The organism is Caballeronia sp. LZ033, from assembly GCF_031451265.1.
Taxonomy (GTDB): domain Bacteria; phylum Pseudomonadota; class Gammaproteobacteria; order Burkholderiales; family Burkholderiaceae; genus Caballeronia.
Map to the genome: position 1 here is coordinate 250190 of NZ_JARUXQ010000002.1, position 19503 is coordinate 269692.

The window sequence follows — 19503 nt, forward strand, 5'->3', positions numbered from 1 at the left end:
CCTGCCGCCGGTCTTCAGGCCAGCGCGCGGCGTTTGCGTGGGGCCGGTGCTGCGCTTGCGGGCGATTGCGTCTTCGCATCGAGGATCAGATCGACGTAGTGATGACAGCAATGCTCGGCATCGTTCGCGTTGATGCTGCTGCGATTGGCGGCCAGTCCGATCCACAGTCCTTCCACCAGCTGCGAAAAGGCGAGCGCGACATGCGACGCATTGATGGCGACGCCGCGCGCCTCCGCTGCGCGCGCGAAAAGACGGCCCACGCCGGAGCGGTAGTCCACCCAGATTTCCCGATAGATCTTCGCCAGTTGCTCGGACCAGCGTGCCGAACTCGCGAGCGACACCCAGACGGCGATCTTTTCGTCCGTGAGGCCAGGCGGTGTGAAGCTGGCGTGGATCAGCGCATGCAGCATCTGGGCGGGGTCCGGCTTGGCGGCGTTGGCAGCGTCGCGGATGGCGCTTCCCAGCTCGGTGGCGACGGTCTTGACAGCCTCGAGCAGCAACTCTTCCTTGTTGGTGAAGTAATGGCCGATCAGGCCTCGCGAGAAGCCGGCCTCCGCGCAGATCGACGCCACGGTGACGGTGGCGTAGCCATTTCGCGCAATGTCGCGTATCGCCGCTTCGATCAGGTCGCGCCGCCGTTCGATAGCGATCCGCGAAGGTCCGCGCTTCTTGCGGGCAGACGAAAGAGGTGTCGCCATGGGTGCTGGTCTCCCGTTCAGATCATTTCACGACTCGACGATCACGTATTGTAAGTCAGCCTCGAACGGCTCACGACACGCGATGCCGCGCCGGCTCCGCGAGACCCAGCTGGTCGCGTAGCGTCGGACCGGAATACTCGGTGCGGAACAGCTTGCGCTCCTGCAGCACGGGCAACACATGACGGGCGAAGTCCTCCAGGCCTCCAGGCAGATGTGAAACGCGGACCATGAAGCCGTCCGCCGCGCCCTCGTTGAACCATTGCTCCATGCGGTTGGCAACGGTTTCGCCCGAGCCGGCTATCGCATTCATGCCGCCTCGCGAGGCGGCGCAGGCCAGATACAGCTGCCTCACGGTCAGCCCCTGTTCGCGGATGGCCCAGACCATGTTGTCGAAGTAGGACTTGGTGGCATTGCTCGAAGGCGGCAGCACCGATTCGGGAATGGGTTCGTCGAGCGGCAGATCGCGCAGGTCGATGCCGCCCAGGTCCACGGACAGAATCTCGCGGCCGACGGCCGGATGAATCATCGACTGGAGCAAGTCCAGCTTTTCCTGGCCTTCGGCGTCGCTGGCCCCGACGAAAGGATTGAGCGCGCAAAGAATCTTCAGCTCTTCCGGACGGCGGCCGTACTTGCCCATGCGGCCCTTGAGATCGGCATAGAACGCCTTCGCCTTGTCGATATTGCGGTCCACGCTGAAGACGACGTCGGCGGTGCGGGCGGCCATTTCCATGCCGGCCTCCGAGCCGCCGGCATTGATCACGATGGGCCGGCCCTGCGGACTGCGCGGTACGTCGAGCGGGCCGCGCACCTGATAGAACTCGCCCTTGTGATCCAGCACGCGACGCTTCGACGGATCGAAGAAGCGGCCATTTGCCCGGTCGCGGATGAACGCGTCCTGGTCCCAGCTATCCCACAGGCCCAGCACCACATCGACGAATTCGTTCGCGCGCGCATACCGGCGCGCGTGGTCTTCATGATCCTTGCGACTGAAGTTGAGCGCGGCAAGCGGCGCCGACGACGTGACCACGTTCCAGCCCGCGCGTCCGCCACTCAGATGATCGAGCGTGGCAAACAGGCGGGCGACGTTATAGGGCTCGTAGAAGCTCGTCGAGGCCGTGCTGGCAAGGCCGATGTGCTTCGTGACCGCCGCGAGCGCGGACATCAGCGTGACAGGTTCGAGATCCGCGATATGGCCCGGATAGCGCGTGATGGCTTCGATGTCGCCGTCGCGGCTGGCGGGTGAATCGGCGCGAAAGATGAAGTCGAGCCTGGCCTGTTCGGCGATCCGGGCGAGATTGATCCAGAACGAAAGGTCCACTTCGCCACCGAGCGGCGTGCCTGGATGCAGCCACGCAGCCGGATGAATGCCGACGTGGGACAGCAAGGCGCCAATATGCATGACTCGGGGCTTCATTTCGACTCCGGGAAAAGGGTTGGACCGCGGGGTTGACCGCGCCACGGCGACGCGGCGATGAGGAAGAAAGGTAGCCCAATAAATGTTGGATGTCCAACAAAATTTGCAGGCGAAAGAGGGGGCGCGGAATGCGGCCTTGATCGGGATCCGATGCTTACGGATATTGCAGGATGTTGATGATGGTGCCGTCGGGATCGCGGATCATCGTTGCGCGCAAGCCATCTTCGGACAGGTTTTGCAACTTCCATTCGAAGATCGCGCCTTCCCTCTCGAGGTGCGATGTCACGGCTTCGAGGTCGGACGTGCGGAATACGACCGCCTTTGCACCGGTCTTGTCGATATGCGGGCCAGGGACAATAGCGGCATCGGGGTTGCGAACGGTCGTTGCGCGCGAAAGCAGTTCGATCCGCATGTCGCTCCGTTCGAGTATCTGGAAGTGCGCATGCAAGGATTCGATGTAGGTCGAGTACCCGCGACGGAATCCGAACAGGCGGCCATACCACTCCGCGGAACGATCGATGTCAGTCACGGAAATGGCGACGTTGTCGAATTCGACGAGTCGTTGTGCCTGGGCATCCGCTCCGATGTCATCCACCATGCGACCTTGCTCCTTTTGTGTCGGATCCTGGCTCAGTGCTCGACTATGCCGACGCGTTGCGAGCGCGTGGGGTCTTCGTCGCCTTCGCCTTGCTGCCTGAGGTCCTGCCTGAGGTCTTGCCTGAGGTCCCACCGGTGTCCATCGTTTCCGCGCCATTGCGTACCAGTTCGCGGATGCCGGCGGCCGCAAAGCGCACGAGATCGGAGTAATGAGCCGTCGACTTCTTCGCGCGGTCCCGCGCACCCAGGCGCTTCGCGCGGCCATTGAGCGCGTGCGCCTGTTGCCGTGCCCCGACCGAGAACAGATAGGCCCATACTGCCTGTTCGCGTGCAATGCCGGGCAACACCGTATGCAGTGCATCGATGAACCGTTCCGCGATCGGGTCGTAATAAGTCTCGCGAATGCGTCGTGAACGCTCATCGCTGCCGAGGCTGACGGAAGCGACCAGTTGCACATAGAGCGCAAGGTTCGCAGCTTCTTCACCGTCGAAAATGTCCGACAGCGGCGTGAAGGCGATAGTCAGTACGTCTTCGACCGTCACGGTCTGCTCGCTCGCGAACAGCGCGTCGAGGAGCTTGCCGCGATGCAGATTGATGGCCGACGAGCGGCGCTCGAAGACGGCCTCGTAGAGCTTGTCCTTGGTCGCGTAGTGATAATGCACGAGCGCCTGGGCGACTCCGGCTTCATCGGCGATGTTGCGCATGCTCGCACCGGCATAGCCGTGCTCGCCGAACACCCGCTCGGCCGCATTCAGGATCGCCGACAGGCGCGAGCCCGATCCGCGGTCGGACTCCTGAGCCGGACTGGCGGCTTTCGCAGACTTGTCTCGTTGTGCACTCATTCCGGGGCGACCTCTCCAGGCTATTTGATCGATCAGTCAGTATACCGTGAACCCTGCGTGGCCCGACAGGGCAGAGTCGGGCCACTGTGTGACATCAGCCGAGAAACTCCGGCTCCGGCAGTCCCTTCACACCGGGCCGCACCGCCAGCACATTGCCCGCGAGCGGCTGCTGCGCCAGTTCCTTCTCGCTCATCCGGCGACGCGCCGTGGTGATGAACAAGGTATCCAGATCCGGTCCGCCGATGCACAGGCTGCTCACGCGCCGCACCGGCAGATTGACGACCATGTCGATCCGTCCGCGCGGGTCGTAGCGCGTCACGCACCAGCCGTCCATGTTCGCGCTCCAGAAGCAGCCATCGGCATCGACGGTCGAGCCGTCGCAGATGCCGCGCCCGAGCGGCACGTCTGCGAATTTCCGGCGGTTGTAGATGGCGCCGTCGACTGAATCGTAGTCAAACACATCGATCTGGCAACTGAAGGAGTCGGTCATGTACATCAGGCGGTTGTCCGGACTGAAGCTGATGCCGTTGATGCAGGTGATGCCCTCCATGATCAGCTTCGGCTGCAGGTCCGGGTCGAGCCGGAACAGGCGGCCGCGCGGCGTATAGGCGGCGGCCTCCACCGTTCCGGACCAGTAGCGGCCGTGCCTATCGCACTTGCCGTCGTTGAAGCGGTTCTTCGGCCGTTCGGCGTCGGGGCGCGCGATCTCGGTCAGCTCGCCGGTTTCGGGCGAGAAGAAATAGAACCCGGACCGCATGCCCACCAGCAGGCCGCCTTTGGCGCGCAGCCCGATGCTGCCGATCTCTTCCTGCATCGGCCAGCTTTTCTTGACGCCGCTGGAAATGTCGAGGCGATGGATGGCCTGGCCGATGCCGTCGACCCACCAGAGCAATTGCGTTTTCTCGTCCCAGATGATCGATTCGCCGAGAACGTCGGGGGTGGAATCGACTACGTCGATAACCGAGCCCACCATGTCGATGGGCCTCGTGATACTGCTGACAGTCATGTTGCCTCCTTGATATGCGGTGTGAATGGCGATGCAGTTGCGAAGCGCCGCCTCAGGCAGCCGGTTCCTTCATGCGGGCGAGGCCTTCGAGCGCGAGTCCGTAGCCCAGTACGTCATGCAGGCGCGCCTTCAGTTCCTGGTTCAGGCAGGTGCGCGTATAGCGTCTCACGAGACGCGGCTGTTTGAGCATCAGCTGCGCGAGTTCGCGGGCGCGCGGGAGCAGGTCTGCGGCCGGCATGACCTCGTTCACGAGACCCATCTCCCGCGCCTCGCTGGCGCTGATGTTCTGACCCGTGAGCAGGAAGTAATGACCGCGCGCGCGGCCCATCAGCAGCGGCATGATCAGGTGCATGCCGTCGCCGGGCACCATGCCGCCCTGGAAGTGCGCGGTGTCCTGGATGGTCGCGGTATCGGATGCCAGCACGATATCGCCCAGCAACGGGATCTCCGCATGCCGTACGGCCGGCCCGTTCAGGATGCTGATCACCGGCGCTTCGATATTGAGCAGATTGATGAGCAGATGCTTCGCTTCCCAGTAGATCGGGTCGTAGATCGTCGGCGTCATCGAATTGCGGTTCTGATGCATGCCAGGGGCGATCGGGGGGCCGCTGAAGGCGTCGCCGGTGCCGGTCATGATCACCACGTCGTTTTCACGATCGCGGCCCACGTCGAGGAACGCCTGCTCGAACTCGCGATGCGCGGTCAGGTTCCACACAAGCGGGCCGCCGTGCGTGTGGAAGTGCATCTCCAGCACGCCGTCGGTGCGCGTCATGCGGATGGTCTCGAACTTGTCTGCGTAATCGTTGAATTGGGTCACGGCTGGGTCCTCTGAACGTTGGGATGTGGCGTCGGTGCGTGCCGGCGTTGTCGCCGGCGCTATCCGAACAGGCTCTTCAGACGCCGATCCTATTCCTGACTGATCGATCAGTCAACAGGGGAAATACCGGGCGAGATCGTCGTTGACCGGGCGTTGACTCGTCCGCTACTGTGCTGACTGTTCGATCGATCAGTTTTTGGGATTTCGATCAGGACGAACCGGCGCCTTCGGGCGCGCCCCGACAAGAGCACACGCCGCCGACATCGAGCGCCGGCAGGACCAGGAGACAGTTGATGAATCGCTATCCGTCGTTTGCATCCCGTTTGGTCCATCTTTACTGAGAGGGCCATCATGTCGAGAAAAGCCGCTTTACATGCAGACATGCCTGCAGAAACGAGGGTCCCGGGCGACGCGGATCACGCGCTCTATCTCAAGGTGGCGTTACGGCTCGTGCCGCTGCTGATCGTGTGTTACGTGGTTGCCTATCTCGACCGGATCAATGTCGGCTTTGCCAAACTGCAGATGCAGGATGCGCTGGGCTTCAGTGATGCGGTGTACGGACTGGGCGCCGGGATCTTCTTCATCGGCTACTTCCTGTTCGAGGTGCCGAGCAACCTCCTGCTGCAACGCATTGGCGCGCGCAAGACCATCACGCGCATCATGGTCCTGTGGGGCATCACCGGCTGCGCGATGGCGACCGTCTCGAGTCCGACCGCGTTCTATCTTCTGCGCTTCCTGCTCGGCGTGTTCGAGGCGGGTTTCTTTCCGGGCGTGGTCTACTACCTGAGCCAGTGGTTTCCGCGTCACCGTCGCGGGCAGATTCTCGGGCTCTTCATGACAGGCTTTCCGATTGCCGGAATGATCGGCGGGCCGGTGTCGGGTTGGGCGATGTCGCATCTCGGCGGCGTCGCGGGGCTCGCGGGCTGGCAGTGGCTGTACATTGTCGAAGCGGCGCCGGCCGTGCTGCTCGGCGCCGTTACATGGTTCACGCTCTCGGATGACATCGGGCGCGCCAGATGGCTGACCGAACCCGAGCGCGACACCTTGCGCCGCGCGTTGCGCGTCGACGGCCAGGAAACGGGCGCTGAACATGCCGGGAAGTTGCGGCAGGTGATCGGCGACCCCAAGGTGTATCTCATGAGCTTCGCCTACTTCACCTTCATTTGCGGCACCTATGCGTTGAGTTTCTGGCTGCCGACAGTGCTGAAGAGCGCAGGCGTGACGAGCGTGGAGCGCATTGGCTGGCTATCGGCGATTCCGTATGGCATCGCAGCCGTAGGCATGGTGCTGATCTGCCGTCATTCGGACCGGAAACTGGAGCGTCGCTGGCATGGTGCGCTCGCGGCGTTCGCCGGTGCAATCGCGCTTTCGCTGCTGCCGCTTCTGGCGCATGATCTGACTACGACCATCGTGTTGCTGACGATTGCATCGACGACCGTGTTCGTGACCATTCCCTTGCTCTGGTCGCTGGCGTCGGATTACTTTGCGGGATCGGCCGCTGCTGCGGCGGCGATCGCGTTCGTCAACAGTCTCGGCCTGCTCGGCGGTTTTGCGAGCCCCTTCGCGATGGGCTGGCTCAAGACGCTGAGTGGCTCGTTGAACAGCGGCCTCTATCTGATGACGACCTTGCTTGCGCTCGGAGCATGCGGGATGCTTGCGATGCGCGGTACGCGCCGCATCCACGAATGACAGATCAATCTGCGGCAGGGCATGTGACAGACATGGAACATCACTTCAAGGATGCATCGCCGGGAAGCTTGATCGGGGAAAGCGTGGCGCGTCTCGACGGCGTGCGTTTCGTATCGGGACGCGTGGACTACAGCGCCGATCTCATCCCGTCAGGCGCGCTGCATCTCGCCATACTGCGCAGCGCTCATGCGTGCGCCACGATCGTTTCCATCGACCTGTCCGAAGCCCTCGCCATGCCAGGCGTGGTGGCAGGATTGACCGGCGAGGAGGCGGCCCGCATGAGCGATGCGATGCCACCCGCGATGGACCTCCCCGCGAAAGGCGCGCGCGGTCCCTTGCAGAGTCGCTGTCTTGCGCTTGGCCATGCGACTTATTTTGGCCAGCCGGTGGCGGCGCTCGTCGCGACCACGGTGCATGATGCACAGGCGGCGCTCGCGAAGATCCGCGTCGCGTATGAAGTGCGCGCGCCGACCACGAACGCGCTCGATGCGTTGCGTGATGATGCGCCGATTGTCCAGCCCGGCTGGGACACCAATCTGCTGGTGCGCGATCGCATCCGCTCCGGTGACGCCGATGCCGCGTTTGCGCGGGCAGCGCATATAGCGCGCGGCGAAATGACGATCGGATCATCGACCAGCGCGCCGATGGAAACCTTGTGCTACATCGCCCAATGGGATGCCCGCGCCGAGCGCTATGCGTTGACGGGCACGTTCCAGAACCCCCATACGAGCCGATGGCTGCTGGCCAGCGCGTTGCGCGTGAAGGAGTCTCAGGTACGCGTGATTGCGCCGCGCATCGGCGGCACGTTCGGCCTGAAGATGGCGGGGCATCCCGAAGAAGTACTGGTCGCGCTGTTCAGCCGTCTTACGCGGCGGCCGGTAGCGTGGGTCGAGGAGCGGCGTGAAACGCTGCTTGCCGGCTCGCGTTCGCAGCATCACAGCTTCGAGATTGCCGCCGATGAAGAGGGCAGGCTGACAGGCTGGCGCGACCGGATTCTGGTGGACGTGGGGATCATGGGCGCCGGTCATAGCTGGGCGATGGCGCTCGTGACGCCGGCTGTGTTTCCGACGGTCTATACGATCGAGCATTGCGACATCGAGTGCTCGCTCGCGATCACCAATCAGCCGCCCTGGCAAGCCATTCGCGGTTACGGCAAGGAGATCGGCAATCTCGTGCTGGAGCGGGCCATTGATCTGCTGGCGCGTCAGACCGGCATCGATCCGCTCGAGTTGCGGCGACGCAATCTGGTTGCGCGCGAAGCCTTGCCGCGTCTGCTGCCGTCCGGGCTGAACGTGGACAGCGGCGATTATCCAGGCGGTCTCGCGCAGTTGCAGACGATGTTCGATTTCCCTGGATGGAGACAGCGCGCGGAGGCTGCGCGTGCTTCGGAATGGCGTATTGGCGTCGGCATTGCGTTTGAGCTCACGCCGGAAGGCGGCGCCCGTCCCGGCAACTTCCCCAACGGTTACGAGACCTCGACGGTGCGCATCATGCCCTCGGGCGATGTCCAGGTATTGACGGGCGTGACTTCGCCCGGCAGTGGCAGTGACACGGGCATCGCGCAGATGGTCGCGGGCGAACTGGGGTTGCGAGCCGAACAGGTGAGCGTCATCGAGGGCGACACCGACGTCACGCCGCTGGGCACCGGCAACGCAAGCAGCCGTGCGCTCATGTACGGCGGCACGGCAGCCTATCTCGCTGCGCAGGAACTGCGCGGCCGGCTTGCGCAATGCGCGGCCAACATGCTGGGCGGAGCGGCGCAGGAGATCGTGCTGCGCGACGGCCATGCGTGGCGCGAGGCGGAGGGCAAGAGGATCTCTGTCGCCGAACTGGCGCTGGGCGCTCATCTGCGACCTTTCACGGTGGCGGCCGGTGTGACACTGCCACTCGAAGTGACGTGCAGTTTCGCGCCGAAGAACGTGCGTGTGGAACCCGATGCACAGGGCCGTATCGCTACTTATCCGACCTTCTCGTACTCGGTTCATGCCGTGGCGCTGGAACTCGACATGGCGACCGGCAACAGCAAGCTGCTGGATTACGCCGTGGTGCACGATTGCGGTGCAATGATCAATCCGGCGCTGGTCGAGGGGCAGTTGAGAGGGGCGATCGTGATGGGCATCGGGGTTGCGTTGTGGGAACAGATCAAGTTCGACAGCCAGCATCGCATGATCACGGATCGGTTCAAAAGCTATCTGTTGCCGCGAGCGAACGATCTGCCGCCGATTCGCGTCGGACATCGGGTCACGCTGAATCCTTTTCATCCGCTGGGCATGAAGGGCGCGGGCGAATCGGGGCTGGGCGGCGCGCTTGCGGCCGTCAGCAATGCCGTCGCGGATGCCTTGGGCGATGACGCGTGCTTGCAGCACGTGCCGGCGACGCCCGCCCGCGTGACGGCGGCATTGCGGGAGTCGCGGGCGTGATTGGTCATCGGTTCGAATTTCACCGGCCTCGCGATCTCGACGAAGCCGCAGCTTTGATGAACGCGTATCGTGAGCAAGCGGCTGTGCTCGGTGGTGGCACGATGCTGGTGCCGTCGATGTCGGCGAATCTCGTGCGACCCGCGCATCTGATCAGTCTGGCTTCGCTTGGCCTGGATGAAGTGGTGCTGGATGATGGTTATCTGCGTATTGGCGCCATGGCGACCTATGCACGGTTGCTTGCTTCGCCGTTGATCAGTCGGCATGCGCCGCTTCTTGCCGCGATGGCCGCGCAGATAACCGGCGGCGCTTCAATCCTCAATCAGGGCACATTAGGTGGAGCGGCAAGCTTTGCCAATCCTTCGTCTGACGCGCCGGGCTGTCTTGCTGCGATGGAGGCACTGTTTGAATTGCGGTCTTCGACAGGCATGCGTCGCGTTAGCGCACAGGACTTTTTTGTCGACGCCTTTCGCACCGGGCGACGTGAAGACGAATTTTTGATGAACATTCTTCTGCCGCTTGACGCGACGCTGGTGGCGTGCCGGTATCAGAAGTACAAGGCAAGTGCGAGTTCCTGGCCCATCGTCACGGTCGCTTGCTCGCTGCATCGCGGCGAAGAAGTCAGCGTGCGGCTCGCGGTCGGTGGGGCGGGTTGTCGGCCGGCTTTTGTGAGCTTCGTGATCGATTTGGAGGCGTTTGTGCCTGAGGTGTTTATCGAACAGGCGGCAGCGAGCGTGTTGAAACTTATTGGCGAAGGCTGGAGCGATGAACTCGCTGATGCGGAGTATCGCCGCGCCATCGTGCCGGGCGTCGTTAAACGGCATCTGCGCGATCTGCTCACGGAAACGAAGATATGGAAAAGATGATCGAGGTACGGTTGACGCTCAATGGCGAGCCGCGCTCGGTGTGCGCGGATTCACGAATGCTGCTTGTTGAGCTGATTCGTGACGTCTTGGATGCGAAGGGCACACGTGTCGGATGCCTTACGGGTGATTGCGGCGCATGCACCGTTTTGCTCGATGGCGAAGTAAGGAAGTCCTGTCTTGTCCTTGCGGCGGCGATATCGGATAACGATGTACGGACGATTGAAGGTCTGGACGGAATCGAACGGCTGCAGGAGGCTTTTATTGCGGAGAATGGGTTTCAGTGTGGGTTCTGTACGAGCGGCATGCTCGTCGCGGCGGCGGAGTTGCTTAGGCGGAATCCTTTGCCTAGCCACGAGGAAATACGACGTGGGATTAGTGGGAATTTGTGTCGGTGTACGGGGTATGAAAGTATTGTCGATGCGGTTTATAGGGCGGCGTGGGGGAAGGGTTCGCGGGGGGGATTGGCGGGGGCTGGGTGAGAAATGCCGGCTAGGTTCTGCCGCTTGTCTGAGCCATGCGGTTATTGTTCGGACGACCAGACTTCTTCATATGTCGCCGATACTCAATCGGTGCTTGTCGGCCTTTGGCGACCTTCCCGTTCATCCTTCGTGCGGCTGCAGTTCGCCACGTAGCTGTCGTTCGCGATGCGGCGCAATCAAACGTCGGCTTCCAGGAACGGCGAACGAGGCTTGACGGCCTGGAGCGGAAGTTCTAGCTGTGAAATTCGCGCACCGAAAGCACATTCAACTGTCGATGTGACGCGCATCAGCGAAGACAAGCCCGCATGAGGATGATCATGCGGTAAGGCGGCTAAACGGCCGCTTGTCGGAAAGCTGCAGGAGATGACCACGCGAACGCCGCCGGCCCGAACCTACTGCGCATAGAAGCCCGACCCCACCAAGCCTGGAACTCCGTCAATCTTGACTGCCTTCACGTAGGTCCATTTATGCGATGACTCAGTCTGCCCCGGTCTCAGGAACATATAGTCGACCCAGCCCGATCCCGTTGTTTCAGCCGTCTGGATCATCGCGTCATGAAAGAGCTTGCCGTTGGTATCTGTTTGGCCGCGAACGTTGGTCCCTTCCCGTGCAGGGAAAGCCGGATTCAACAGTACATTTGCGTTCAAATCGTAAGCAAACAGATAGGTGTCGCCATGGAACCACTCACTGCCTTTGATCCTGAACTCGGAAAACGCGGCTTTGCCTCTGCTGTCTATCAACGCGGCTGCCTTCTCGACCAGCGCTTTGGTTTGAGCTGCTGTGTCGGACGTCGGAGGAGATGACTGAGAAAATGCAGGTGACACGGGGCAGAAGGATCCAGCCAGTAACAAGATGCCGGTGAAGATGGATTTGCCGTTCATTGCACGATCTCCAACCATTGATTTCAGCGCTGCACCAAAGGAGCGTGTGGAACAGAAGCACCTGCTCGCATGCAAAAGACTAGTCCATGAAGCGTAGCTCGCCCAGGATAGTTTTGCCGCATGGTATAGGCGACTCGATAACGGACGTTCGCGAATGTCGGTAACCGGCCGTTTATTCGCGTTCCGACTCGCCATCGAAATTCTGACACGGGCAGCCCAAACGACAGCTCTGTAGAAGGTTCATCGAGCTTACGCTCTCGGCCAGGGAAGGGACGGTCGGAGGCGTGGCACCGAACGACCGCTTTCGATGAAGTCCTCAGTAAGCCACCTTTGCGACATCAATGAGATTCCGGCGGCCGGCCAACGCCAGATTGAATCCATATGCCGACCGCGTCGATGCCCGACGATGAGTACGTTTAGTGACCGTGCCGCTCGCCAACCGGTGCGTATGTTTGCTGTGCTCGCCGACGCAGCATCAACGTCACGATGGCAGATACCGCCAACGTCGCAGCCACAACATGCAGCCCGTCCGAATAACCTCCGGTCACTTTCTTCAGCCAACCGATCACAAAGGGCCGACGAAGCCGCCGAGATTGCCGAGCGAGTTGATCATTGCAATGCCCGCAGCCGCTCCGGCATCCGAAACAAACACACCCGAAACGTGGCGATACTTCCTTTTCAGCGGAACCTGCCGGGCGACCCGGTGCGTTCGGCGCCACTGTTGCGCCGGCGGATCGGCAGACGTCGTCGCGGACCGTCGCCTTAAACCGTTGATGCTGTGACTATCGAAAACTTTGACCGTACACGCTGCCCGCGTAGTCGACCCTCGCCAGGATGTTCAATGTCGCCGGGAGCTCGTTGCCGTCGCATGTCCGATCAGCTCGGACTGCGACGACAACGGATTGAGCTTAAGGGCCTGCATTTGGAGATTCAATGCACCGCCGCACTACCAGGCGTGACTGGCGACTTCTGCGAGCGAGCTAGCAGCAGCGTCATCACAGCGGACAACACGAGGAGACCGGCAACGAAATAGAGCCCGCCGGCATAGCTACCCGTTTGGTCCTTGACCCACCCAATTATCACAGGGCCGGCAAATCCGCCGAGATTGCCGATTGAATTGATCGTGGCGATACCCGTGGCGGCCGCAGCACCGGACAGAAACATGGTCGGCATGGTCCACAAAGGAGGCTTGGCGCAACTGATTCCGATATTGACCAACGTCAGGGAGGCAATCAGACCGACAACACTGCTGGAAACCGCCGCAACCGAAAGCCCGATTGCCGCCGCCACACATGCAATCACCACGTGCCAAGTGCGTTCGTTGGTACGGTCAGAATGGCGCGACCATAAGACCATTGCTACCACGGATACAGTGGGAGGAATCGCATTGAGCAAACCGACCGTCATCGACGAAACCCCCAGTTGCTTGATGATCTGTGGCGCCCAGATCCCAAGCGTGTACAAGCCCGCGGAGGTACCGAAGTAGATCAGGGACAATGCGAGTACACGAGGATTGGCCAGGCCACTGATAATTCCGTGCTTTGCGCCGCTTGAGCTTCTCCTTGCATTTTCGTCGTTCATTACACCGACCAGCCAGGCGCGCTCATCGTCCTTAAGCCATTTCGCCTTTTCGGGCCTGTCCGTCATGTAGAAGAAGACGACGATACCCAAAATCACCGCTGGTATTGCTTCCAGAATGAACATCCACTGCCAGCCGTGCAAACCCATGACACCGTGCATTTCGAGCAATGCGGCAGAGAGTGGTGACCCGAGGGCGGTAGAGATCGGAGCCGCGGCCATGAAAAAAGCGACCACCCCTGCGCGATGACGTGCCGGGAACCAATAGCTGAGGTACAGGATGATGCCCGGAAAGAAGCCTGCCTCGGCTGCGCCCAAAAGGAAACGAACAATGTAAAAGCTTGTGGGCCCTTTCACGAAGGCCATGCACGCGGAAATGATGCCCCACGTGAGCATGACCCGAGCAATCCACAAACGGGCGCCCACTTTGTGCAGAGCAATGTTCGAAGGCACTTCAAACAAGAAGTAGCCCCAGAAAAAGATCCCAGCACCCAAACCGAGGATCGAGGCAGTGAACCCCAAATCCGTCCTCATCGTTAGGGACGCAAAGCCGATGTTGACCCGGTCAATATAGGCGATAAAGTACAACAGCATAATGAAAGGCACGATACGCCAAGTGACTTTGCGCAAGGTACGCTTTTCGAGATCCTGATCCATGATATGTCTCCGACTTCAGATATCTGATTGATAAACAGCCGTCTTATGCGGCCTCAAGTTTGGATTCGCTCTGCAACCTGGTCCTTTTAGACCGCTCTTGCGTGGTACGCCTTTCGAACTGACGCAAGCGCCTGAGACCCGGAATAAAAAGCCTCAGCACCGACTTCCGCCTCGATCAATAACAAACGGTTGTACTTCGCCACGCGGTCGGAGCGACAGAGCGAGCCGGTCTTAATCTGGGTTGCAGCGGTGCAGATGCTGAGGTCGGCGATCGTCGTGTCCTCGGTCTCACCCGAGCGGTGTGAGATCACCGACGAGTAACCCGCGCGATCCGCCATCGCGATGGCAGCGAGCGTCTCGGTCAGCGTGCCGATCTGATTGGGCTTGATCAGGATCGAGTTCGCCACCTTCCTTTCGATCCCCTCTTTCAGGATCTCCGTGTTGGTCACGAACAAATCGTCGCCGACGAGTTGCACGCGGCCGCCGAGACGATCGGTCAGGAGCTTCCAGCCTTCCCAGTCGCCTTCCGACATGCCGTCCTCGATCGACACGATCGGGTAGCCATCGGCGATCTTCGCGAGGTAGTCCACGAAGGCTTGCGAATCGAAGCTGCGGTTCTCCGACGTCAGCACGTACTTGCCGTCATGGAAGAACTCTGAACTCGCGGTATCCAGTCCGAGGCCAATGTCCTTGCCGGGAGCGAACCCGGCGGTCTCGATCGCGAGCATGATCGTGTCGAGCGCGGCCTCATTCGACGACAGATCGGGCGCGAACCCGCCTTCGTCGCCGACCGATGTGGAGAGCCCCCGGCCTTTCAGCACGCCCTTCAATGCATGAAACACCTCGACGCCCCAGCGCAACGCTTCCGAGAAGCTCGGCGCGCCGAGCGGCAGGATCATGAATTCCTGCAGGTCGACGTTGTTGTCTGCGTGCGCGCCGCCGTTGATGATGTTCATCATCGGCAAGGGCAGGCGGGCGCTCGGCATCGTCGCGACGTGGCGGTACAGCGGCAGGCCCGCCGATGCCGCAGCCGCCTTCGCCGATGCCAGCGAGACCGCGAGGATCGCGTTGGCGCCGAGACGAGCCTTTGTCGGCGTTCCGTCGAGATCGATCATGCGGCGGTCGATGCCCGGCTGATCGGCGGCATCCAGCCCGAGCAACGCTTGGCGCAGCTCGCCATCGACGTGGCTTACCGCACGCCGCACACCCTTGCCGCCGTATCGCGACTTGTCGCCATCGCGTAGTTCCAGCGCTTCGCGCGCGCCGGTCGATGCGCCGGACGGCGCCACCGCAAACCCTTTCGATCCATCGTCGAGTGTCACCCGCGCCGCGACGGTCGGATTGCCTCGGGAATCGAGCAGCTCGAAGCCCTTGACGTCTTGAATGCGTGTCATATCGTCCTCACTGGATTTGCGCGATACGCAGAAGATTGGTTGTGCCGGGTGTCCCAAAAGGCACTCCCGCAGAAATCACGACGGTCTGTCCTGTTTCTCCAAACCCTTCTTCGCGGACGGTGTCGCACGCTAGGTCGCTGACTTCGAGTACGTCGATGACTTCGTCACAAAGGACGGGGTGGACACCCCACCCAAGAGCCAGGCGACGGGCCGTAGCTTGTCGTGGGGTCATGCCGATAATCGGCCCACACGGTCGTTCACGCGCCATCCTCAGCGCCGAATATCCGGAACTCGTGTAGGCGACCGTCGCGACCGCGTTAAGCAGACCTGTGACATGGCGCATCGCATACCCGATTGCATCCGCGGTATTTGCATGAGGTGCCGCATGCGAGGCCGCGATCACCTCGCGGTAGTACGGATCGGCTTCTGTCTGGGCGATGATGAGATCCATCATCCGTACGGCTTCGACGGGATATTTGCCGCTGGCCGATTCGGCAGATAGCATCACTGCGTCGGCGCCGTCGTAGATGGCCGTCGCGACGTCAGAGGCCTCCGCTCGCGTAGGAACAGGGGCTGTAACCATCGACTCGAGCATCTGCGTCGCCACGATGACTGGCTTGCCGGCTTTGCGACAGGCACGCACGATGCGCTTCTGGATTGCCGGCACCTGCTCGGCCGGCATTTCTACACCCAGGTCGCCGCGGGCGACCATCACGGCGTCTGTTTCCGCGACGATCGCATCAAGGCTTCCGATCGCCGCAGGCTTTTCCAGCTTCGCGACGATGCCTATGCGGTCGCCGACAATTTTTCGGACCTCGATGATGTCTTCGACGCGTTGAACAAAGGAAAGCGCCAACCAGTCGATGCCCAGCGTGAGGCCGAACTCCAGATCGCGACGGTCCTTGTCCGTCATCGCGGAGAGCGGAAGCACCACGTCAGGAACATTGACACCTTTGCGCTCGGAGAGCGCGCCCCCGACGACAACGGAGGTTTCGGCGAAGTCCGGACCGCAACGCTCGACCCGGAGTTGCACGCGTCCGTCGTCAAGCAAAAGATTCGTTTGCGCCTTGAGCGCCGCGAAGATTTCCGGATGCGGTAAGGCGACGCGATTGATGTCACCGGGAGTCTTTGCGTCGAGATCAAGTCGAAACGTTGCGCCTTTCTCAAGCTTGATGGGGCCGTCGACGAACGTGCCGATCCGCAGCTTCGGACCTTGAAGGTCAAGAAGCGCGCCGATGGGCCGACCTGCGTCTTGCTCGACAGACCGGATGACTTCGAGACGACGTTGATGATCCTCGTGAGTTCCGTGGCTGAAGTTCAGCCGGAAGACATCCGCTCCCGCTTTGAACAACGCTTCAATGGTTTCGCGGCTAGTGCTGGCCGGACCCAGTGTGGCAACAATTTTTGCATTTCGATTGCGGCGCATCTTATCTACTCCCTGAAAGATCACCGTGCTGAGCGGCAATGAAAATGGCACGAAAATCGTTGACGTTGGTCAGCGTCGGCCCGGTGATGACCGAGTCGCCAAGCGCCTGAAAAAAGCCGTGAGCGTCGTTGTCTTCGAGCCGCTCGGTTGGCCGGATGCCGCGATCCCGGGCGCGCGCCAGGGTGTCGGGCCTGAGCAATGCACCAGCGATTTCCTCCTGGCCGTCAACGCCGTCCGTATCACCCGCAATAGCAAAAACACCAGGTTCACCATTCAGCGCGACCGCAAGCGAGAGCAGGAATTCAACGTTGCGACCGCCGCGGCCGGTGCCGCGGATGGTGACCGTGGTTTCACCGCCGGACAGCAGGATGCAGGGCGTTACGAAGGGCTGGCCGCGTCGGCTAACCTGCTTCGCGATGCCGGCCATCACAGCTCCTACGTCACGGGCTTCGCCCTCGATTGCGTCACCGAGGATGTACGCTTGAATTCCTGCCGCGCGTGACCGCGTTGCTGCCGCTTCGAGAGCGAGTTGAGGCGTAGCAATCAAATGAGTTTCGACGGTGAGCAAGCGCGGGTCATCCGGCTTCAGTGTTTCTGTGCGATTGCTTTCCAGTAGATCGATGACGGCGGGCGACGCACAAATTTCGTAGCGTCGCAGCACTGCTAACGCATCCGCGCAAGTCGTCGTATCCGGCACGGTGGGCCCCGATGCGATATCGCTTGCGGTGTCGGCGGGCACGTCGGAGATGATCAGGTTGACGACGCGGGCCGGGTAGCAGGCCGCAGCAAGCCGACCACCCTTGATTGCCGAGAGGTGTCTGCGGACGCAGTTCATTTCGGAGATGGTCGCGCCGCTGGATAGCAAGGCCTGATTGATTTCCTGCTTATCCTGCAGCGTCAGGCCTTCAGCCGGTAGCGGCAACAGCGAAGATCCACCTCCTGAGATGAGACAGAGAACGAGGTCGTCGGCTGTCAGTCCCGAGACAAGCTGCAACATTCGCCCCGCAGCTTTCAGCCCATTCTCATCGGGAACCGGATGAGCCGCTTCGACAATTTCGATTCGCTCGCACGCAACGGCATATCCGTAACGTGTGACGACAAGGCCCTCGATTTGACCTGTCCAGTGATCTTCGACAGCTTTTGCCATGGCTGCGGACGCTTTGCCTGCGCCAATGACAATGGTTCGCCCGCGAGGCGGTGTCGGAAGGAAGTCGGGCACGCGTAGTGCCGGTTGTGCAGTGGAGATAGCGGCCCCGAACATGTCTTGCAGCAGACGATCGATATCCAGTTCGTTGCGCGTGTCGATGTCCGCCGACGACTTTAAGTGGGCGGCCGTTTTCATGTCTGTTCTCGTCTCGACGCACAAGCCAGAACAGAGATGAATGGTGCGAGATTGAGGGGGGTGAACATCTTGTCTCCTGCGTTGTATTTGTCGCGTAAGGACGAGTTCAGCCGACCGCGCAGCGCTGCGGCGATGTCTTTATGTCAGGTGTTTAGTCCCTGCTTTTCGACCGAGCCCACCGGCGGGTGGGCTCGCGGCGCGGGGTTTGCCAGTACGCGGATGTGTTCGTGCTTACGCGGCGTTGGCGCCAGGGACGGCAGCTTTCTCGATCAGCGAACAAACAGCGGCCGTCACTTGCGCCGTCGTGGCTGTGCCGCCGAGATCACGCGTATGCAAGGACGTGTCGGCGGTGACCGCCTCGACTGCCTGCATCACGCGCTTGGCAGCGTCGCCTTCGCCAAGGTGCTCGAGCAACATGACGACGGACCAGAAGGTGCCGACCGGATTTGCCAGCCCCTTACCCATGATGTCAAACGCCGAGCCATGGATCGGCTCAAACATGGACGGATAGCGTCGCTCCGGATCGATATTGCCAGTCGGCGCGATGCCGAGGCTGCCGGCGAGTGCAGCGGCGAGGTCACTGAGAATGTCGGCATGCAGGTTGGTAGCGACGATCGTGTCGAGTGTCGCGGGGCGGTTGATCATGCGGGCCGTCGATGCGTCCACCAGTTCCTTGTCCCATGTGACGTCCGGAAATTCCTTCGAGATTTCGAGTGCGATCTCGTCCCACATCACCATTGCGTGCCGTTGCGCGTTGCTCTTCGTGATGACGGTCAACAGTTTTCGTGGTCGCGATTGCGCGAGACGGAATGCGAAACGCATGATGCGCTCGACGCCAGCGCGGGTCAGGATCGACACATCGGTTGCCGCTTCAATTGGATGTCCCTGATGGACGCGGCCGCCTACGCCGGAATATTCGCCTTCCGAATTTTCGCGGACGATGACCCAGTTCAGGTCTTCCGGTTTGCAGCGCTTGAGCGGCCCGTCGATGCCCGGCAGGATGCGGGTCGGACGGACGTTGGCATATTGATCGAGGCCCTGGCAGATCTTGAGACGCAGACCCCACAACGTAATGTGGTCCGGAATGTCCGGGTCACCGGCCGAGCCGAACAGGATCGCGTCCTTGTCGCGGATCGAGTCGAGGCCGTCGTCGGGCATCATGACGCCATGCTGGCGGTAGTAGTCGCCGCCCCAGTCGAAGTTTTCGAACTCAAATGCGAACGACTTCGTCGTCTTTGCGAGTGCCTGGAGCACCTGTGCGCCTGCGGGCACGACTTCCTTGCCGATGCCGTCGCCGGGGATGGTTGCGATGCGATAGGTCTTCATGTCTCCGTCCTTCAGGTGTTGTGGGTGTGAATGAACTTTACCCATCTCCAGACACAAAAACCGGTGCTAAACTC

The 19503-nt window shown here is 61.4% G+C and carries 16 protein-coding genes and 1 pseudogene; 4 read left to right on the top strand and 13 right to left on the bottom strand.

Translation table 11 applies throughout. The features are described 5' to 3' along the window. Positions 1 to 14: 14 nt before the first annotated feature. The 6 genes from QCE62_RS16745 to QCE62_RS16770 form a co-directional block, all read right to left on the bottom strand. Positions 15 to 698, bottom strand: a complete 684-nt coding sequence (locus tag QCE62_RS16745; RefSeq protein ID WP_309920566.1) for a TetR family transcriptional regulator C-terminal domain-containing protein — start codon at positions 696 to 698, stop codon at positions 15 to 17. Positions 699 to 768: 70 nt separating this feature from the next. Then, positions 769 to 2112, bottom strand: coding sequence for an LLM class flavin-dependent oxidoreductase (locus QCE62_RS16750; RefSeq protein WP_309920569.1), 1344 nt, complete (start codon positions 2110 to 2112; stop codon positions 769 to 771). Between the two features lie 154 nt (positions 2113 to 2266). Continuing rightward, a complete protein-coding gene (locus QCE62_RS16755) occupies positions 2267 to 2710 on the bottom strand; it encodes a VOC family protein (RefSeq protein ID WP_309920572.1) in 444 nt (147 codons plus the stop codon). 43 nt (positions 2711 to 2753) lie between these two features. Further along, positions 2754 to 3551 (bottom strand): TetR/AcrR family transcriptional regulator, encoded by a 798-nt coding sequence (locus QCE62_RS16760; protein ID WP_309920575.1) that lies wholly within the window; start codon positions 3549 to 3551, stop codon positions 2754 to 2756. A gap of 94 nt (positions 3552 to 3645) precedes the next feature. Continuing rightward, the gene (locus QCE62_RS16765; RefSeq protein WP_309920578.1) at positions 3646 to 4557 is read right to left on the bottom strand and encodes an SMP-30/gluconolactonase/LRE family protein; all 912 of its coding nucleotides are present in this window, start codon (positions 4555 to 4557) and stop codon (positions 3646 to 3648) included. 52 nt (positions 4558 to 4609) lie between these two features. After that, positions 4610 to 5374, bottom strand: a complete 765-nt coding sequence (locus QCE62_RS16770; RefSeq protein ID WP_309920581.1) for an enoyl-CoA hydratase/isomerase family protein — start codon at positions 5372 to 5374, stop codon at positions 4610 to 4612. Positions 5375 to 5725: 351 nt separating this feature from the next. Between QCE62_RS16770 and QCE62_RS16775 the strand changes: the two genes are divergently transcribed. From QCE62_RS16775 to QCE62_RS16790, 4 genes are read left to right on the top strand one after another with little or no spacing between them, the layout of a single operon-like run. Continuing rightward, positions 5726 to 7063 (top strand): MFS transporter, encoded by a 1338-nt coding sequence (locus tag QCE62_RS16775; RefSeq protein ID WP_404987399.1) that lies wholly within the window; start codon positions 5726 to 5728, stop codon positions 7061 to 7063. After that, complete coding sequence (locus QCE62_RS16780; RefSeq protein WP_309920587.1) at positions 7060 to 9483, top strand: xanthine dehydrogenase family protein molybdopterin-binding subunit; 2424 nt, start codon at positions 7060 to 7062, stop codon at positions 9481 to 9483. Before QCE62_RS16775 ends, QCE62_RS16780 begins: the two co-directional genes overlap by 4 nt. Then, positions 9417 to 10346, top strand: coding sequence for an FAD binding domain-containing protein (locus tag QCE62_RS16785; protein WP_309920590.1), 930 nt, complete (start codon positions 9417 to 9419; stop codon positions 10344 to 10346). Before QCE62_RS16780 ends, QCE62_RS16785 begins: the two co-directional genes overlap by 67 nt. Beyond that, positions 10334 to 10825 carry a 2Fe-2S iron-sulfur cluster-binding protein gene (locus QCE62_RS16790; RefSeq protein WP_309920593.1) on the top strand — a complete coding sequence of 164 codons (492 nt, stop codon included), beginning with the start codon at positions 10334 to 10336 and terminating at the stop codon, positions 10823 to 10825. Before QCE62_RS16785 ends, QCE62_RS16790 begins: the two co-directional genes overlap by 13 nt. 392 nt (positions 10826 to 11217) lie before the next feature. On the opposite strand, the gene QCE62_RS16795 is transcribed toward QCE62_RS16790, so the two are convergent. The 7 genes and pseudogenes from QCE62_RS16795 to QCE62_RS16825 form a co-directional block, all read right to left on the bottom strand. Further along, on the bottom strand, positions 11218 to 11706 hold the full coding sequence (locus tag QCE62_RS16795; protein WP_309920596.1) for a cache domain-containing protein: 489 nt from the start codon (positions 11704 to 11706) through the stop codon (positions 11218 to 11220). A 416-nt stretch (positions 11707 to 12122) separates the two neighbouring features. Next, positions 12123 to 12355: pseudogene (locus QCE62_RS16800) on the bottom strand (MFS transporter); the annotation flags it as partial. Positions 12356 to 12636: 281 nt separating this feature from the next. Further along, positions 12637 to 13941, bottom strand: coding sequence for an MFS transporter (locus QCE62_RS16805; RefSeq protein WP_250491092.1), 1305 nt, complete (start codon positions 13939 to 13941; stop codon positions 12637 to 12639). An 86-nt stretch (positions 13942 to 14027) separates the two neighbouring features. Continuing rightward, entirely contained in the window at positions 14028 to 15335 is a 1308-nt protein-coding gene (gene eno / locus QCE62_RS16810; RefSeq protein WP_309920599.1) for a phosphopyruvate hydratase, read from the bottom strand. Positions 15336 to 15342: 7 nt separating this feature from the next. Continuing rightward, a complete protein-coding gene (gene pyk, locus QCE62_RS16815) occupies positions 15343 to 16761 on the bottom strand; it encodes a pyruvate kinase (protein WP_309920601.1) in 1419 nt (472 codons plus the stop codon). Position 16762: 1 nt separating this feature from the next. Then, positions 16763 to 18022 (bottom strand): glycerate kinase, encoded by a 1260-nt coding sequence (locus tag QCE62_RS16820; RefSeq protein WP_309922849.1) that lies wholly within the window; start codon positions 18020 to 18022, stop codon positions 16763 to 16765. 312 nt (positions 18023 to 18334) lie between these two features. Continuing rightward, a complete protein-coding gene (locus tag QCE62_RS16825; protein WP_250491108.1) occupies positions 18335 to 19429 on the bottom strand; it encodes a tartrate dehydrogenase in 1095 nt (364 codons plus the stop codon). Between the last annotated feature and the right edge of the window lie 74 nt (positions 19430 to 19503).

What these genes read in the sequence shown, in the direction of transcription:
- QCE62_RS16745 (WP_309920566.1), bottom strand. Translation starts at nt 698, where the DNA reads ATGGCGACACCTCTTTCGTCTGCCCGCAAGAAGCGCGGACCTTCGCGG.
- QCE62_RS16750 (WP_309920569.1), bottom strand. Translation starts at nt 2,112, where the DNA reads ATGAAGCCCCGAGTCATGCATATTGGCGCCTTGCTGTCCCACGTCGGC.
- QCE62_RS16755 (WP_309920572.1), bottom strand. Translation starts at nt 2,710, where the DNA reads ATGGTGGATGACATCGGAGCGGATGCCCAGGCACAACGACTCGTCGAA.
- QCE62_RS16760 (WP_309920575.1), bottom strand. Translation starts at nt 3,551, where the DNA reads ATGAGTGCACAACGAGACAAGTCTGCGAAAGCCGCCAGTCCGGCTCAG.
- QCE62_RS16765 (WP_309920578.1), bottom strand. Translation starts at nt 4,557, where the DNA reads ATGACTGTCAGCAGTATCACGAGGCCCATCGACATGGTGGGCTCGGTT.
- QCE62_RS16775 (WP_404987399.1), top strand. Translation starts at nt 5,726, where the DNA reads ATGTCGAGAAAAGCCGCTTTACATGCAGACATGCCTGCAGAAACGAGG.
- QCE62_RS16780 (WP_309920587.1), top strand. Translation starts at nt 7,060, where the DNA reads ATGACAGATCAATCTGCGGCAGGGCATGTGACAGACATGGAACATCAC.
- QCE62_RS16790 (WP_309920593.1), top strand. Translation starts at nt 10,334, where the DNA reads ATGGAAAAGATGATCGAGGTACGGTTGACGCTCAATGGCGAGCCGCGC.
- QCE62_RS16795 (WP_309920596.1), bottom strand. Translation starts at nt 11,706, where the DNA reads ATGAACGGCAAATCCATCTTCACCGGCATCTTGTTACTGGCTGGATCC.
- QCE62_RS16805 (WP_250491092.1), bottom strand. Translation starts at nt 13,941, where the DNA reads ATGGATCAGGATCTCGAAAAGCGTACCTTGCGCAAAGTCACTTGGCGT.
- eno (WP_309920599.1), bottom strand. Translation starts at nt 15,335, where the DNA reads ATGACACGCATTCAAGACGTCAAGGGCTTCGAGCTGCTCGATTCCCGA.
- pyk (WP_309920601.1), bottom strand. Translation starts at nt 16,761, where the DNA reads ATGCGCCGCAATCGAAATGCAAAAATTGTTGCCACACTGGGTCCGGCC.
- QCE62_RS16820 (WP_309922849.1), bottom strand. Translation starts at nt 18,022, where the DNA reads ATGTTCGGGGCCGCTATCTCCACTGCACAACCGGCACTACGCGTGCCC.
- QCE62_RS16825 (WP_250491108.1), bottom strand. Translation starts at nt 19,429, where the DNA reads ATGAAGACCTATCGCATCGCAACCATCCCCGGCGACGGCATCGGCAAG.